This is a genomic window from uncultured Idiomarina sp. (assembly GCF_964010655.1).
Classification (GTDB): domain Bacteria; phylum Pseudomonadota; class Gammaproteobacteria; order Enterobacterales; family Alteromonadaceae; genus Idiomarina; species Idiomarina baltica.
This window is the reverse complement of record NZ_CAXGLS010000008.1, coordinates 39,573-52,992: the sequence shown is the minus strand read 5'-3', so window position 1 is coordinate 52,992 and position 13,420 is coordinate 39,573. Positions and strand designations below refer to the sequence as shown.

Here is a 13,420-nt window from a genome sequence, read left to right as displayed (position 1 = left end):
TGGAATACGGCTGAAGTATATAGGCGTAGTTGCTATACTCCTGTTAGACATATCTGATAGGAGTGTATCTGTGCATCCAGCATTGAGTCGATTAGGGGTTCTCATTTTAGCTATGAACACGGTCGTGCTAACGGCCTGTAGTCCATCCTCTTCACGCACAGTCGCGCAAAATAATCCAATTGCGCAACTCGATTTAAAACAGTTACCCAATGCTGAATGGCGTTTAAGTCGTGCCGTGATTGAGGTAAGCTTCTGCCGCGATCGCACCAATGAGGCGTTATTGGCAAGCGAGTCAGAGCTTAATGGCTGGCGTTTAACGGGCGATATCAGTGCTTTTCCGCCTTACCGACAAGAAGGGTTAAACGCACTGAATGAAGTCATGGGTGAGCAACCCTTTATTCTGTATCAAATTGATGGTTCGGTGAGTGCCTCTCGCTATCGTTTAGCGATGCCAGCATCGAAATCCGCGGGAGCGGTGGCAGAGCAGGTGTTCCCTGCTGTTGCAACCTTAGCCGGATCCGAACGCGTGTGCTTAAGTGCAGTTGACGAAGGAGCGACGTATTAATGAGTCAAATTAAGCCAATGATTGAGAATGCGCTTAAAAGTGCATTTCGACCCAAGTTATTAGATGTTAAAGATGAGAGTTACATGCATGCAGCGGGTGCTGATGCACAGTCACACTTTAAAGTGACTATCGTAAGCGATGAATTTGAGGGTAAGCGACTGATTCAGCGTCATCGTTCAGTGAATCGCGTGTTGGCCGAGGTACTTGGGCAGATACATGCTTTGGCGTTGCATACGTACACCGAGAAAGAGTGGCAAGCGCAGGGGCAAGCGCCTGATTCTCCTCATTGTATGGGCGGAGGCGGTTCAGTTTAAGCAGGTAAGATATGTTCTTTATAGCAGAACCCGTACAATAGCGAAAAATTTAAATTAGGGAATCACTATGATCATTAAACCAAAAATTCGTGGATTTATTTGCACCAACGCACACCCGGTAGGCTGTGCAGAAAACGTTCATCGTCAAGTGGAGTTTGTTAAGCAACAAGGCTCAGTTGCTGGCGGCCCGAAAAATGTTTTGGTCGTGGGTTGCTCAACAGGATATGGGTTGGCATCACGAATCACCGCCGCTTTTGGCAGCGGTGCACATACGTTAGGTGTGTGTTTTGAGAAGGAGCCTACCGAAAAGCGTACGGGTACTGCGGGTTGGTATAACACGGCGGCGTTTCATCAAGAGGCTGAAAACGCCGGCCTGCAATACCACAGTATTAATGGCGACGCGTTTTCTGATGAAATCAAGCAAGAAACAATCGATTACATCAAGCAAAACATGGGCAAAATTGACCTGGTTGTTTACAGTTTGGCGTCGCCAAAACGTAAAGACCCAGAATCAGGTGAGGTGTACAGTTCGACACTGAAACCCGTAGGACAGGCTTATACCACCAAGACTTATCATACCGACAAAGATGAGGTGCATGATATTTCGCTCGAGCCGGCTAACGACGAAGAAATCGCCAACACCGTTAAAGTCATGGGTGGCGAGGACTGGGAACGTTGGATTAAACAATTGCATGATGCCGGTGTACTCGCCGAGGGTTGTCAAACCACCGCTTATACTTATATTGGCAAGAAATTAACGTGGCCGATTTATGGTCATGCCACTATTGGTCGAGCTAAAGAAGATTTAGACCGTGCCGCAGCAGCGCTTCGTGAGCAATACAGTGATATTGACCTGTCTGCCTATGTGTCTTCTTTAAAAGCGTTAGTGACGCAAGCAAGTTCCGCTATCCCTGTGATGCCCCTTTATATTTCGCTTATTTATCGCGTAATGAAAGAAGAGGGGACTCATGAAGGCTGTATTGAGCAGATTTATCGTTTGTTCACCGAAGGCTTGTATCAGGACAACCCAACCTTAGATGAGGCGGGGCGACTGTATATGAATGGTTACGAAACCAACGAAAAGACCCAAGCCAAAGTGGAAGCCTTGTGGGATCAGGTGACACAAGACAATTTCCATGAGCTGGCTGACTATGCGGGCTATCACCAAGACTTCCTGCGCCTGTTTGGCTTTGGTTTTGACAACGTCGATTACGACGCAGATGTAAATCCCAAAGTAAACTGGTAAGCGGAGTGTAAAAAGTGTTAAAATCCAGACGATAAGTGTGGATTACGTTTTCTAGTCACTGGTATCGGTTTTACTAGAAGTGAGCCCTTATCAGTAACTTATTGATTTCTCAGGTTTCCAGTTATTATAGCTGGTTGTGATGAATCTTCCCTAACGAGTAGTGCAAACGCATATGATTACGATCAAAAAAGGGCTGGATATCCCAATTAAGGGTGCTCCCCAGCAGCAACTATCCGACGGTAAGGCCGTGACGACGGTCGCTACCTTGGGTGAAGAGTATGTCGGTATGCGCCCGACCATGCACGTGAAAGTGGACGATCGTGTAAAAAAAGGTCAGGTGATTTTCGAAGATAAAAAGAATCCAGGCGTGAAATACACTGCCCCTGGCGCAGGTAAGGTGAAAGACATCCTTCGTGGTGCTCGCCGTGTGCTGCAGGCAGTTGTAGTTGAGCTTGATGGCGATGAGCAAGTGACCTTTGAGTCGTTTGACAGTGCCAAGCTTGATGGTTTGGGTCGCGAAAAAGTGCAAGAGATTCTAGTCGAATCGGGTCAATGGCCAGCATTGAGAACGCGCCCATTCAGCAAAGCACCTGCTTTAGACGCTGAAGCTACCGCAATCTTCATCAATGCAATGGACACCAATCCATTGTGTGGCGATCCGACTGTTTATATTAATGAGCATAAACAAGCATTCATCGATGGTTTGAAAGTGCTTTCAAACCTGACTGAAGGCAAATTGTTTGTGGTTAAAGCTGCCGATGCAGAAGTGGATATCGGCGACACTAACGCACAGTTAGAGTCGTTCAGTGGTCCACACCCAGCCGGATTGGTGGGTACTCATATGCATTTCTTGAACCCAGTCAGCTTGAAGCGTCCCGCTTGGCATATTGGTTATCAAGACGTGATTGCCTACGGTAAGCTGTTTACAACGGGTGAAATTTTCACCGAGCGCTTCGTTGCGTTAGCGGGTGAAGGTGTTAAAGAGCCTCGGTTGTTACGTACCCGTTTAGGTGCTGATATCGTTGAGTTAACAGACGGTGAGCTTGCCGGTGACAACAACCGCGTTATTTCCGGTTCTGTATTGAACGGTCACACAGCAGATGATGCGCATCGTTGGTTGGGTCGTTTCCACAATCAGGTGAGTGTTATTCCAGAGGGCAATCATAAAGAATTGTTCGGCTGGATCCGCCCTGGTTCAGATTTACACTCGGTCACGCGTGCTTATGCGGGCCACTTCAATCCGAAGAAGCTATTCAGCATGACCACTTCATTGAATGGGTCTGCGCGCTCAATGGTACCGATTGGTAACTACGAACGCGTGATGCCGCTGGATATCGTACCAACGCTATTATTGCGTGACTTATTATCAGGCGATACTGATGAAGGTCAGCAACTTGGCTGCTTGGAGCTGGATGAGGAAGATCTGGCATTGTGTACCTACGTATGCCCTGGAAAGTATGAATACGGACCAGTGTTGCGAGACTGTCTCACTAAGATTGAGAAAGAAGGCTAACCATGAGCTTGAAAGATACACTCGAGCGTATTGAGCCGCAATTTGAAAAAGGCGGCAAATACGAGAAGTGGTACGCGCTTTACGAAGCGGTAGCCACTATTCTTTATACACCAGGTACGGTGACTAAGTCGACGACTCACATTCGTGATCGTATCGACTTAAAACGCATCATGATCTTGGTATGGATGATGACATTCCCAGCGATGTTCTGGGGTATGTATAACGTGGGTAACCAAGCCGCGATGGCGTTGGCTGAAGGTTATCAATTAGGTGACGCATGGCAGGTGGGCTTATTCCACTTGTTGGGTGGCGACTTTGGCGGCGATGCTGGCTGGGGCACTAAGATGTGGTACGGCGCGTGCTGGTACCTACCTATCTATGCTGTTACCTTTATTGTTGGTGGCTTCTGGGAAGTACTATTTGCTTCTGTGCGTAAGCACGAAGTAAACGAAGGCTTCTTCGTCACCTCGGTACTGTTCTCGTTGATCCTGCCTGCGACCACGCCACTTTGGCAAGTTGCACTTGGTATCACCTTTGGTGTTGTCATTGGTAAGGAAATCTTCGGCGGTACGGGCCGTAACTTCTTGAACCCTGCGTTAACAGGTCGTGCATTCTTGTACTTTGCTTATCCAGCAAGTATGTCGGGCGACTCTATCTGGACAGCTGTTGATGGCTTCTCTGGTGCCACTAACCTAGGTAAAGCTGCGATGGGTCAAATCGACTACAGCAACACCGCTCTTTGGTGGGACGCTTTCTTAGGTAACATCCAAGGTTCAGTGGGCGAAGTCTCAACTCTGATGATTTTGATTGGTGGTCTTGCACTGATTTACTTCCGTATCGCCTCTTGGCGCATCGTCTCAGGCGTGTTCCTCGGTATGGTCGTATTCTCAAGCCTGCTTAACCTGATTGGTAGCGATACCAACCCAATGTTTGCAATGCAGTGGTACTGGCACTTAGTACTGGGTGGTTTTGCCTTTGGTATGATGTTTATGGCAACCGATCCGGTTTCAGCGTCATTTACGAATAAGGGTAAGTTTGCCTACGGTTTCTTGATTGGTTTCATGACCGTGATGATTCGTGTCGTCAACCCGGCGTTCCCTGAAGGCATCATGCTGGCAATCTTGTTCTCGAACGTCTTTGCACCATTGTTTGACTACTTCGTAGCACAAGCCAACATTAAACGGAGGTTAGCACGTAATGTCTAAGAAGAATGAAAGTTTAGGCAAAACGGTCGGTGTAGTGCTGGCGCTGTGTTTGGTTTGTTCTATCGTTGTATCAGGTGCGGCGATTGGTCTTAAACCAATGCAAGAGCGCAACGCTGCGCTAGCTATGCAGGAAAACATCCTTGATGCAGCCGGTATTCTAGAAAAAGGTATGGATGTGCCAGCTGTTTATAAAGAGCGCATTCAACCACTGGTTGTGAGTCTGAAAGACTATCAAGTCATGCAGGATGTTAACCCATCAGACTTTGATAACCGTAAAGCGGCGGGCGACCCTGAGCGTAGCACTAAACTACCAAAATCAGATGACCCTGCTGGCTTGGGTACGCGCGAAAATATGACCGAAGTTTACCTTATCAAAGACGGCAACGGTGGCACTAATGGTGCCGTGTTACATATCCGTGGCCAAGGTCTTTGGGGTACTATATACGGCTTAATCGCGCTTGAAGACGACTTTAATACAGTTAAAGGCGTTAAATTTTATGAGCACTCGGAAACACCTGGTCTCGGTGGTGAAATCACCAACCCGGCTTGGGTTAAAACTTGGCAAGGTAAAGAGCTCTATGGCGATGACGGTCAAGTCCAATTCGACTTGGTGAAGGGCGGCGCTTCAGGCGAACACGAAGTCGACGCGCTGTCGGGTGCAACGTTAACCAGTAACGGTGTAGACGCACTGATTCAATTTTGGATGGGCGACGACGCCTACGGTCCGTTACTCGACAAATTGCGCAAAGGAGAGCTGACCAATGGCTAATGCAAAAGAAGTGAAGTCCGTACTCTTTGGACCGATATTTGCAAACAACCCAATTGCGTTACAGATCTTAGGTATCTGTTCAGCATTGGCGGTCACATCAAAAATGAGCAATACACTGGTTATGTGTATTGCTTTGACCGCAGTTGTTGCGTTTTCAAACTTTTTTATCTCGATTATCCGAAACCACATCCCTTCGAGCGTACGTATCATCGTTCAGATGACCATCATCGCGAGTTTGGTTATCGTGGTTGACCAAGTGCTGCGTGCTTACGCATACGAAATCTCGCGCGAGCTTTCGGTATTTGTTGGCTTGATTATTACCAACTGTATCGTTATGGGTCGCGCCGAAGCGTATGCAATGAAAAGCAGTCCAGGCATGTCGTTCTTAGATGGTATCGGCAATGGCTTAGGCTATTCATTAGTATTGCTCGTCGTTGGTTTTGTGCGTGAACTATTTGGTTCAGGTAGCCTGTTTGATGTGCAGATCTTACCTTTGGTTTCAGAAGGCGGTTGGTATGAGCCTGTGGGCTTGTTGTTAATGCCACCGAGCGCGTTCTTTATCATTGGCGGATTTATCTGGGTACTGCGTACCTTCCGCACTGAACAAGTCGAACCTAAGGAGTAAGCACAATGGAACAGTATATTAACCTGTTTATTCGTGCCGTATTCATTGAGAACTTGGCACTGTCATTCTTCTTAGGTATGTGTACCTTTTTGGCGGTATCTAAGAAAGTTAAAACGGCTTTTGGTCTGGGTGTAGCGGTTATTGTTGTATTGGGTATTTCGGTACCTGCTAACAATCTCATCTATCACAACATTCTTGCACCTGGCGCGTTGGGCTGGGCAGGATTTCCTGATGCAGACCTAAGCTTCTTGCGTTTCTTGACCTTTATCGGTGTTATTGCAGCGATTGTTCAGATTCTTGAAATGGCGTTGGACAAATTTGTGCCTGCACTTTACAACGCGCTCGGTATTTTCTTGCCGCTGATCACGGTGAACTGTGCCATCTTTGGTGGCGTATCGTTCATGGTAGAGCGTGATTATAACTTCGGTGAATCGGTTGTTTACGGCATCGGAAGTGGCGTGGGCTGGGCACTTGCAATTGTTGCTTTGGCCGCAGTGCGTGAGAAACTGAAATACGCCGATGTGCCTGATGGCCTACGTGGTCTCGGTGCAACGTTTATGTCAGTGGGTCTGATTGGTTTGGGCTTTATGTCGTTTTCCGGCGTATCTCTATAACCAGTGTGTTGAATCGATAAAAGTTAAAGGTACGAATCGATGGATATTCAACTGATTTCACTCAGTGTAGCGATGTTCACCATCATCGTACTAATTTTGGTCGCGATTATTATGTTTGCGAAATCAAAATTGGTACCTCAGGGTGATGTGGAAATCCTGATTAACGACGACGAAGACAAGAAAATCGTGACCCAGCCTGGCACTAAATTGTTGGGCGCACTCGCCAATGCTGGCATCTTCGTTTCGTCTGCGTGTGGTGGTGGTGGTTCATGTGGCCAGTGTCGCGTAACCATTAAAGACGGCGGTGGCGATATTCTACCGACCGAGCTCGACCACATTACTAAGAAAGAAGCGCGTGAAGGCGTGCGCTTGTCTTGCCAAGTCAATGTTAAGCAAGACATGAAAATTGAATTGCCAGAAGAAGTCTTTGGTATTCGTAAATGGGACTGTGTTGTTAAATCAAATGATAACGTGGCGACCTTTATTAAAGAGTTCGTTGTACAGTTGCCAGAAGGCGAAGAAGTACCGTTCCGTGCCGGTGGTTATATTCAAATCGAATGCCCGCCGCACCACGTGAAGTATAAAGACTTTGATATCGGTCCAGAATACCGTGGCGATTGGGAACGCTTTGGCTTCTTAGATGTTGAGTCTAAAGTCGACGAAGAAGTGGTACGTGCATACTCCATGGCGAACTACCCTGACGAGAAGGGTATCATCATGCTGAACGTACGTTGCGCTACACCGCCACCGAACGATTTGAGCTTGCCAGCAGGTAAGATGTCTTCATACATCTTTAGCTTGAAGCCAGGTGATAAAGTGACAATTTCAGGACCGTTTGGTGAGTTCTTCGCGAAGGAAACTGAAGCGGAAATGGTCTTCGTTGGTGGTGGTGCAGGTATGGCGCCGATGCGTTCGCATATCTTTGACCAACTGCGTCGCTTGAACACCGATCGTAAGATCTCGTTCTGGTACGGTGCACGTTCTAAACGTGAGATGTTCTACACCGAAGACTTTGACATGCTAGAAGAAGAAAATGACAACTTCGAATGGCACGTTGCATTGTCGGATCCGCAGCCTGAGGACGATTGGGATGGCGACACAGGCTTTATCCACAACGTTCTATATGAGCGCTATCTGAAAGATCATGATGCGCCAGAAGACTGTGAATTCTACATGTGTGGTCCACCAGTGATGAACGCTGCGGTCATCAACATGCTCAAAGAGTTGGGCGTCGAAGATGAAAACATTATGTTGGATGATTTCGGTGGCTAATTAATGAACGTTTCTACAGTGAAACATGCATTAGCAAGCAAACTGTGGCTAGCCCTTTTGGGGCTAGCCTTTTTGGTTTCTTGCTCTGATGCGCCGCGTGTTATCAAAATGCAGGGCGCGACCATGGGAACCAGCTATCACATTACTGTGTTTAGTAAGGATCCTCGCTATGGTAAAGAAGAGATTCAGCGTCGTGTGGATACGGTGTTGGAGCAGGTCAATGCTCAGATGTCGACTTATGATCCTACATCAGAGTTGTCGCTATTTAACCAGCACCAGTCGACTGACCCTGTTGTGATTTCTCGCGCGCTGGAAAAAGTCGTTTCTCGCGCCATTGAGATTGCCGATGAAACGGATGGAGTGCTTGATGTAACTGTCGGACCTTTGGTGAACCTGTGGGGGTTCGGTCCGCAGAATCGTCCCGAGCAAACGCCAACAGCGGCACAGCTGGAACAAATCGAAGCTTATGTGGGCTATAAAAAACTCGCGATTGAGAACCATCAGTTGAGTAAGTCGCATCCTAAGGTTTATGTCGACTTATCGACTATTGCCAAAGGCTACGGCGTTGATAGGGTCGCGAGTTTGCTAGAAGACCTTGGGATCAGTCAGTACCTGGTTGAAATCGGTGGCGAAATCGTCGCTTCGGGTGGTAAGCCTGATAATGAGCCTTGGCGCCTCGCAATAGAAAAACCGGTTTCTACGGAACGTGCGGTGCAAGAAGTTGTCTCATTTAAAGAGGGCGCGTTAGCTACCTCCGGTGACTACCGAAATTTTTATGTTGAAGATGGACGTCGGTACTCGCATATTATTGACCCAAGAACTGGCGAGCCGATTCAACATAAACTGGTTTCAGTGAGCGTTTATGCTGATGATTGTATGTCTGCAGACGCCTATGCGACCGCACTTATGGTCATGGGACCCGAGCGCGCCAAAGCGTTTGCTCAGCAACATAAGCTGGCGGTGATGCTCGTATTTAAAACCGATGACGGTTTTCAGGAGTTTGTCAGTCCACAGTTTGAGCCTTTGCTGCAAAAAACGCATTAAGGACTGAGAAGGAGTACTCATGCAAACATTTTTACTTGTATTTGTTCTATTTGTGGTTGTCGTATTGGCAATGGCAGTCGGTTATATCATGCAGAAGAAGTCCATTTCGGGAAGTTGTGGTGGTATCGGCGCACTCGGGATGGAGAAAGCCTGCGACTGTGACGAACCGTGCGATAAGCGAAAAGATCGTATGCGTAAAGAAGCGCAATGGAAAGAAAACGAAATTCGTTGACCCTCAACAGTTATATCGTTATAACATTATGTGATTAGGGGCGCGGCAAGCGCCCTTGTTGTTTCGAAGGAGGGCTCTCAGTGAAACCGTTTGCACTAAATAGCGACAGTAAAGAAATTTATCTCGATTGCAATGCCACCACTCCTGTACTTCCGCAAATTGCGGATGCGGTGTCGCATACGATGGAGACGATATTTGGCAACCCCAGCAGCAGCCATGTGACCGGCCTCAAAGCGCGCTATATCCTCGATACAACTCGTCAGCTTGCCCGTAGTGTCGTCGGCGCGTCTTCTGGTAAACTGATTTTTACGAGTGGTGCAACAGAGGGTATTCAAACGGCCGTCGTATCGGCGATTCGAGCGGCTGTCGATAACCCACAATCGCCACGTCGTTACCTCCTGTATGGCGCTACCGAACATAAAGCCGTGCCGCAGGCGCTGCAACATTGGAACCAGTTGCTCGGTCTTAATGCCGAGCTGAAAGCGATACCTGTGAATGAGCAGGGTATTCTTGACCATGAATTTATTGCGGAACATGTTGGACAGGCTGCAATGATATGCACCATGGCGGCTAATAATGAAACCGGTGTAAAGCAGGATCTGAGCGCACTTGAGCAGACTATTCGAACTCATGCGCCCGAAGTTCCTTGGATGGTCGATTGCGTACAGGCGCTCGGTAAGTTACCCCTTGCGCTCGACGATATCTCGATAGACTATGCACCATTTAGCGGACATAAACTGTATGGCCCTAAAGGTATCGGTTTCATGGCGGTGCGCGAAAGTGCGCCGTTTACACCGCTTATTATCGGTGGTGGTCAGGAGTCAGGTTATCGCTCGGGTACAGAAAACTTGCCTGGTATCGCGGCGCTTCATGCACTGTTTGAATTGATGCTGGACCCGACGCAAACCACGTTTGTTGATCCGACAACGCTGGAGCACTATCGAGAGCAATTAGCGCGTACTTTGCGACGAGCTTTCCCGAGTATCGTATTTAACCATGACTTTTCGGTGTCGGTACCGACAACCCTTAATTTTTCGGTAAAAGGTGTGTCATCTAAAGATATTATGGATGTCTTGGATGCCAGCCATATCCGAGTGAGCTCTGGCTCCGCGTGTAGCTCGAAAGTGACGCGCAGTTTTGTGTTAGATGCGATGGGCTTAAGTGATTGGCAGAGTGAGTCTGCGATTCGCATGTCATTTGGCCCAGCGACAACTCAAGCAACCGTTGATAAGGCGTGTGAGCGTATTCAATTGGTTGCTCAAGCGCTTCAACAATCTTGTTTGATCGTGGCTGATACTAATAATGATCACGATGCGCAATTGGACGGTGTGGTTCAATTGAAGTATGACGATCATTGTTGTTATGTATTGATTGATCGAGAAGCCCGAGAAGTGGCTATTATTGATCCGCATCCCGCCTTAGCGGGCCGGTTAGAAAACCTTGTACGGTGTCAGAACTATGATGTACAAGGTGTATTGGTTAGCTCTGATGACAGCGATGTTCAACAAGCAGCATCGATGCTCCGGGCGATGTTGATCGGTGCTGAGCCGAACACCGATATGTGGGGTTGGCCTGAACATGCCATTGCAGGATGCGACGCGGTGCCGGCGGAGTGTGACTGCGGTGTTCAGGGTTGCTTGTCGGTCGGTCAACGACGTTTATTTAAACTCGGTGATGAATTGCCGACATTTTTACTGAGTGAGCCCGTCAAAGCCGCTGAGAGTTTGCGTGTTGATTTTGCGTTCTTAGGTGGACATCAAGCTATCCGTGATATTCAGCATTGTATTAGCGATACGACTTTGGTGTGTCCGCGCAAAGATGGCGAGCATCAATTGGTGTTAGCAAAGTCAATGCAAAGCGGTGCGGCGAGTATAGTAGAGGATACCCAAGCGTTATGGGAACGAGATGACATCACGATTATTGATGTACGTGAACGGCAAGAGCACGTTGTCGATGACTTACCGGCGCACGCGAGCGTCGTTAATGTTCCACTCACCGAAGCGATTCAGTTTATTCATGAGCATCCGCAGCTAAAATCGTCGCCTTTAGTGTGTGTTTGCCGCTCAGGTCAGCGCAGCGGCGTGATGGCCGATGCGCTTACGCGATTAGGTTTTACTAAGGTACAACATTTGTCGGGGGGGCTTGCGCTGGCTTCCACACCAGTTTAGCAATGTAGCCTTCTTTACCCGCGAGCCAACATGCGGCATCACCGTGACACTGGATGTTCCAAATGTTGGCATCGCTGAGTTTATGCCATGTTTTACTTTGTAGATGAAATGCGGCAGCGCCCGAGGGGTTTGATGTGAGTAACCACTCTCCGTTATGGTCGACCTTATCAAGGCTGTATAACGTCCCGTCTAACGGCGGCTCTGGTAAAGCAGTAAACTTTCCTGACTGATAATGCCACAAGCGAGGCTGGTCATTTTGCTCTGCTTGCAGATGCCCACCAGCGATATAAAAGTTATCTTTACTTTCGGGATATACTGCAAAAATGCCAGCGCCAGGTCCTGATTGCATCGGCGTCTCGATAACATCAAAACGAATACCAAAACGGGCTTTAATGAGCACTCTTGCCACATCGGCATTGCCCGTCCCGATCATCCAAGTATCGTTGTGATAACGCACACAACTGCCGCTTGAGGCAAAGCCACCCTCGTTACTTTGCGGTTTTGCGCTCACTGCGCTGTTGGTTTTGATCCAGTTGCGGCCACTTGGACTGCGTACCATCCGCCATTCATCTCCTACGCTGTCCCCGGTAACCCAAGCTTCGCCCTGCGGTGAAATAGCCATGCAGTTTAAAAATGTATCGTTAGCGGCACCATAACGTAGGCGCCAATCGGCACCACCATTTTCCGTGAAGTAGATACGCGACTGACCATTGTCACCGATGCTGAGCGCGTAAGCACGTCGGTCGTCGATGGCTTCAATATCACGAAACTGCAAATCGCCGGGGCCCGGTTGTGAGTAGTCCCAACTGAAGCCCGCATCAGTTGAACGGGCGACACGGCCATCGACTCCGGATACCCAAATCGTGTTGCGACTTATCGGGCTGATGCCTATCCATTGTTGCGATTCAATCGATGTGACGACTTCAACTTTGGGCGGCTCCGGCGCATTAGACTGCGCGAAAACGGTCGTAGTAACAAAGGCGAAGGGCAACATTGATTTCTTGGCTATCGAAGCAATCATACTAACCTCAGGTTGCATTACTGTGCGTCAAAGCACAGATTATTCTCATTTTTACTATCATCGCCCATGAGATACAAATAAGTTGGCATAATATCTAACGCTGTCTTTAACGTTTTTGGATCTTCAGCCGGATACGCTTTAGAGCGCATCTTTGTACGGGTCGCTCCGGGATTTATGACGTTGGTGCGTACCGATGTGGTTTCATATTCATCCGCTATCACCTGTGCTAAGCCTTCAGTCGCAAACTTTGATACCGCATAGCTGCCCCAATAAGCGCGACCTTTACGACCTACACCCGATGACGTAAATACCACTGACGCAAATGGTGCTTTTTCTAATACCGGCATTAACGCCTGAGTCATTAGCATTGGGCCGGTGACATTGATTTGCAGCGCGTCATTCCAATCGTTTTCGTCAATATGAGTAAAGGGTGACAGAATCGAAAGAATACCTGCGTTGTGCAACACGCCGTCGAGATGGCCAAACTGCTGTTCGATGGTAGACGCCATGTCTTTATAGTGCTGTGCGGTAGCTCCTTTCAAATCGAGCGGCACAATCGCGGCCTGCGCATAACCGGCGGCTTCAATTTCGTCATAGACAGCTTCAAGCTTGGCGGTGGTGCGGCCTAGTAGAATGACAGTCGCCCCATGTTGGGCAAAACTTAATGCGGCCTGGCGACCAATACCTTCACCTGCACCTGTGACCAATATCGTTTTGTTCGCCAGTAGATCAGCCGGCGCCTGATAGTCGTGTACCGTTTTGATTTGCATATTTACTTGATTCCATTGGACTGTTTGTAGATCGTTAAGCTATTGTACGTATATTCGAGTAA

General features: G+C 48.2%; 14 protein-coding genes. 12 read left to right on the top strand and 2 right to left on the bottom strand.

Translation table 11 applies throughout. The features are described 5' to 3' along the window. The first annotated feature begins 70 nt into the window (after positions 1-70). The 12 genes from ABNS04_RS03870 (at position 71) to ABNS04_RS03815 (ending at position 11,567) form a co-directional block, all read left to right on the top strand. On the top strand, positions 71-565 hold the full coding sequence (locus ABNS04_RS03870) for a hypothetical protein (RefSeq protein ID WP_272977297.1): 495 nt from the start codon (positions 71-73) through the stop codon (positions 563-565). Next, positions 565-879, top strand: a complete 315-nt coding sequence (locus ABNS04_RS03865) for a BolA/IbaG family iron-sulfur metabolism protein (protein WP_006955075.1) — start codon at positions 565-567, stop codon at positions 877-879. Before ABNS04_RS03870 ends, ABNS04_RS03865 begins: the two co-directional genes overlap by 1 nt. Before the next feature lie 67 nt (positions 880-946). After that, positions 947-2,125, top strand: a complete 1,179-nt coding sequence (fabV, locus tag ABNS04_RS03860) for an enoyl-ACP reductase FabV (RefSeq protein WP_006955076.1) — start codon at positions 947-949, stop codon at positions 2,123-2,125. 172 nt (positions 2,126-2,297) lie between these two features. Next, a complete protein-coding gene (locus ABNS04_RS03855; protein WP_006955077.1) occupies positions 2,298-3,638 on the top strand; it encodes a Na(+)-translocating NADH-quinone reductase subunit A in 1,341 nt (446 codons plus the stop codon). A 2-nt stretch (positions 3,639-3,640) separates the two neighbouring features. Beyond that, positions 3,641-4,843: an NADH:ubiquinone reductase (Na(+)-transporting) subunit B gene (locus tag ABNS04_RS03850; RefSeq protein ID WP_006955078.1), complete on the top strand. Its 1,203-nt coding sequence runs from the start codon at positions 3,641-3,643 to the stop codon at positions 4,841-4,843. Continuing rightward, positions 4,836-5,612, top strand: a complete 777-nt coding sequence (locus tag ABNS04_RS03845; RefSeq protein ID WP_272977296.1) for a Na(+)-translocating NADH-quinone reductase subunit C — start codon at positions 4,836-4,838, stop codon at positions 5,610-5,612. The genes ABNS04_RS03850 and ABNS04_RS03845 overlap by 8 nt, the downstream gene beginning before the upstream one ends. Further along, positions 5,605-6,237: an NADH:ubiquinone reductase (Na(+)-transporting) subunit D gene (locus ABNS04_RS03840; protein ID WP_006955080.1), complete on the top strand. Its 633-nt coding sequence runs from the start codon at positions 5,605-5,607 to the stop codon at positions 6,235-6,237. The genes ABNS04_RS03845 and ABNS04_RS03840 overlap by 8 nt, the downstream gene beginning before the upstream one ends. A 5-nt stretch (positions 6,238-6,242) precedes the next feature. Beyond that, a complete protein-coding gene (nqrE, locus tag ABNS04_RS03835; RefSeq protein ID WP_006955081.1) occupies positions 6,243-6,851 on the top strand; it encodes an NADH:ubiquinone reductase (Na(+)-transporting) subunit E in 609 nt (202 codons plus the stop codon). A gap of 45 nt (positions 6,852-6,896) precedes the next feature. After that, entirely contained in the window at positions 6,897-8,123 is a 1,227-nt protein-coding gene (gene nqrF / locus ABNS04_RS03830) for an NADH:ubiquinone reductase (Na(+)-transporting) subunit F (protein WP_272977309.1), read from the top strand. A gap of 3 nt (positions 8,124-8,126) precedes the next feature. Beyond that, positions 8,127-9,167, top strand: coding sequence for an FAD:protein FMN transferase (locus ABNS04_RS03825; protein ID WP_272977295.1), 1,041 nt, complete (start codon positions 8,127-8,129; stop codon positions 9,165-9,167). A 19-nt stretch (positions 9,168-9,186) separates the two neighbouring features. Then, positions 9,187-9,399: a (Na+)-NQR maturation NqrM gene (nqrM, locus tag ABNS04_RS03820; RefSeq protein WP_006955084.1), complete on the top strand. Its 213-nt coding sequence runs from the start codon at positions 9,187-9,189 to the stop codon at positions 9,397-9,399. Positions 9,400-9,479: 80 nt separating this feature from the next. Continuing rightward, positions 9,480-11,567: an aminotransferase class V-fold PLP-dependent enzyme gene (locus tag ABNS04_RS03815; RefSeq protein WP_272977294.1), complete on the top strand. Its 2,088-nt coding sequence runs from the start codon at positions 9,480-9,482 to the stop codon at positions 11,565-11,567. On the opposite strand, the gene ABNS04_RS03810 is transcribed toward ABNS04_RS03815, so the two are convergent. Both ABNS04_RS03810 and ABNS04_RS03805 read right to left on the bottom strand, forming a co-directional pair. Beyond that, positions 11,515-12,606, bottom strand: a complete 1,092-nt coding sequence (locus ABNS04_RS03810) for a hypothetical protein (protein WP_242603650.1) — start codon at positions 12,604-12,606, stop codon at positions 11,515-11,517. The genes ABNS04_RS03815 and ABNS04_RS03810 overlap by 53 nt on opposite strands. After that, positions 12,606-13,358 (bottom strand): YciK family oxidoreductase, encoded by a 753-nt coding sequence (locus ABNS04_RS03805; protein WP_006955088.1) that lies wholly within the window; start codon positions 13,356-13,358, stop codon positions 12,606-12,608. The genes ABNS04_RS03810 and ABNS04_RS03805 overlap by 1 nt, the downstream gene beginning before the upstream one ends. Between the last annotated feature and the right edge of the window lie 62 nt (positions 13,359-13,420).